The organism is Nocardia aurantiaca (assembly GCF_009708175.1).
Lineage (GTDB): Bacteria > Actinomycetota > Actinomycetes > Mycobacteriales > Mycobacteriaceae > Nocardia > Nocardia aurantiaca.
Genome location: NZ_WMBB01000032.1, coordinates 1 through 3372 on the forward strand (window position 1 = coordinate 1; position 3372 = coordinate 3372).

Annotated in this window: 2 rRNA genes; both read right to left on the reverse strand. The window is 56.0% G+C overall.

Features of this window, described 5'->3' with window-relative positions:
- Positions 1–4: 4 nt before the first annotated feature.
- Positions 5–121, reverse strand: a 5S ribosomal RNA gene (gene rrf, locus GLP40_RS33020).
- A 104-nt stretch (positions 122–225) separates the two neighbouring features.
- Positions 226–3329: ribosomal RNA gene (locus tag GLP40_RS33025) — 23S ribosomal RNA — on the reverse strand.
- Positions 3330–3372: the final 43 nt, after the last annotated feature.

A 3372-nucleotide genomic window follows, 5' to 3' on the forward strand; every position in this document is an offset into this window, starting at 1 on the left:
GATGTTCCGGCGGTGTCCTACTCTCCCACACCCTGTCGAGTGCAGTACCATCGGCGCAGGTGGCCTTAGCTTCCGGGTTCGGAATGGGACCGGGCGTTTCCCCACCGCTATAGCCGCCGTAACTCTATGAAACTATCCACAGAGAGCCGAAAACCCTTCCGGGCCTTCGTCTTCCTGTATCTGTGTGTTGTTTCAGATACCGCACAGTGGACGCGTAGCTTCTTTGTTGGTAAGTCCTCGGCCTATTAGTACCAGTCACCTACATCTGTTACCAGACTTCCAGTTCTGGCCTATCAACCCAATGGTCTGTTGGGGGCCTTACCCCCTCGAGGGGGTGAGAAACCTCATCTTGGAACAGGCTTCCCGCTTAGATGCTTTCAGCGGTTATCCCTTCCGAACGTGGCCAACCAGCCGTGCCCCTGGCGGGACAACTGGCACACCAGAGGTTCGTCCGTCCCGGTCCTCTCGTACTAGGGACAGCCTTCCTCAAGTTTCTAACGCGCGCGGCGGATAGAGACCGAACTGTCTCACGACGTTCTAAACCCAGCTCGCGTGCCGCTTTAATGGGCGAACAGCCCAACCCTTGGGACCTACTCCAGCCCCAGGATGCGACGAGCCGACATCGAGGTGCCAAACCATCCCGTCGATATGGACTCTTGGGGAAGATCAGCCTGTTATCCCCGGGGTACCTTTTATCCGTTGAGCGACACCGCTTCCACATGCCGGTGCCGGATCACTAGTCCCGACTTTCGTCCCTGCTCGACCTGTCGGTCTCACAGTCAAGCTCCCTTGTGCACTTGCACTCAACACCTGATTGCCAACCAGGCTGAGGGAACCTTTGGGCGCCTCCGTTACATTTTGGGAGGCAACCGCCCCAGTTAAACTACCCACCAGGCACTGTCCCTGAACCCGATCAGGGTCCGAGGTTAGAGGTCCAATACGATCAGAGTGGTATTTCAACGACGACTCCACGAATACTGGCGTACCCGCTTCACAGTCTCCCACCTATCCTACACAAACCGTACCGAACACCAATACCAAGCTATAGTGAAGGTCCCGGGGTCTTTTCGTCCTGCCGCGCGTAACGAGCATCTTTACTCGTACTGCAATTTCGCCGAGTCTGTGGTTGAGACAGCAGAGAAGTCGTTACGCCATTCGTGCAGGTCGGAACTTACCCGACAAGGAATTTCGCTACCTTAGGATGGTTATAGTTACCACCGCCGTTTACCGGGGCTTAAATTCTCAGCTTCGCGCCGAAGCGCTAACCGGTCCTCTTAACCTTCCGGCACCGGGCAGGCGTCAGTCCGTATACATCGTCTTACGACTTCGCACGGACCTGTGTTTTTAGTAAACAGTCGCTTCTCTCTGGTCTCTGCGACCCCAACCAGCTCAATCCGCAAGGGACGTCACCAGTCCGGGTCCCCCTTCTCCCGAAGTTACGGGGGCATTTTGCCGAGTTCCTTAACCACAGTTATCTCGATCGCCTCAGTATTCTCTACCTGACCACCTGTGTCGGTTTGGGGTACGGGCCGTGTACCAACTCACTAGAGGCTTTTCTCGGCAGCATAGGATCACTGAATTCGCCTCAATCGGCTACGCATCACCTCTCAGGCACATGCTGTGCGGATTTACCTACACAACGCCCTACAGGCTTACACCAGGTATTCCATCACCTGGCCCAGCTACCTTCCTGCGTCACCCCATCGCTTGACTACTACGGTCTGGGTCCTGTGCAGCCCCCTCCTGTCTCCCGAAGGAGATCACTTGGGTTTTGGACAGTTAGCAAAACCGGCTCGCCATTGGGCGCGGATACACGGGTACGGGAATATCAACCCGTTGTCCATCGACTACGCCTGTCGGCCTCGCCTTAGGTCCCGACTCACCCTGGGCGGATTAACCTGGCCCAGGAACCCTTGGTCATTCGGCGGACGAGTTTCTCACTCGTCTTTCGCTACTCATGCCTGCATTCTCACTCGCGCAGCCTCCACAACTAGTTCACACCGCTGCTTCCCTGGCTACACGACGCTCCCCTACCCATCCCAGCTCCTGGCTCGAAAGCAAGATAATGCTGGAATGCCGCGGCTTCGGCGGTGTACTTGAGCCCCGCTACATTGTCGGCGCAGGATCACTTGACCAGTGAGCTATTACGCACTCTTTCAAGGGTGGCTGCTTCTAAGCCAACCTCCTGGTTGTCTTCGCGACCCCACATCCTTTTCCACTTAGTACACGCTTAGGGGCCTTAGCCGGCGATCTGGGCTGTTTCCCTCTCGACTACGAAGCTTATCCCCCGCAGTCTCACTGCCACGCTCTCACACACCGGCATTCGGAGTTTGGCTGACTTCGGTAAGCTTGTGGGCCCCCTAGGCCATCCAGTAGCTCTACCTCCGGCGTGAAACACGTGACGCTGCACCTAAATGCATTTCGGGGAGAACCAGCTATCACGGAGTTTGATTGGCCTTTCACCCCTACCCACAGCTCATCCCCTCAGTTTTCAACCTAAGTGGGTTCGGGCCTCCACGACGTCTTACCGTCGCTTCACCCTGGCCATGGGTAGATCACTCCGCTTCGGGTCCATAGTGTGCGACTCAAACGCCCTATTCGGACTCGCTTTCGCTACGGCTCCCCCACACGGGTTAACCTCGCCACACACCGATGACTCGCAGGCTCATTCTTCAAAAGGCACGCCATCACCCCCGAAGAGGCTCTGACGGATTGTAAGCGCACGGTTTCAGGTACTATTTCACTCCCCTCCCGGGGTACTTTTCACCTTTCCCTCACGGTACTAGTCCGCTATCGGTCACCAGGTAGTATTCAGGCTTATCGGGTGGTCCCGACAGATTCACAGCAGATTTCACGGGCCCGCTGCTACTCGGGAGTCATCCACACAAGAGAACACGTTTTCGTCTACCGGACTCTCACCGTCTACGGTTGGCCGTCCCAGACCAATTCGACTAACGCGACCTTTTCTGACTTGTGCCTAATTCGGCAGAATTAGGAAGAATGATCCCACGACCCCGGCCATGCAACGACTGCCGTCTATCACACATAACCGGTTTAGCCTCTTCCGCTTTCGCTCGCCACTACTCACGGAATCACATGTTGTTTTCTCTTCCTGTGGGTACTGAGATGTTTCACTTCCCCACGTTCCCTCCACACACCCTATATATTCAGATGCGGGTGACACGACATCACTCGTGCCGGGTTTCCCCATTCGGAAATCCTCGGATCTCAGCTCGGTTGACAGCTCCCCGAGGCTTATCGCAGCCTCCTACGTCCTTCATCGGCTCCTGGTGCCAAGGCATCCACCGTACGCTCTTACACACTTACTAACAAAGATGCTCGCGTCCACTGTGCAGTTCTCAAACAACACAC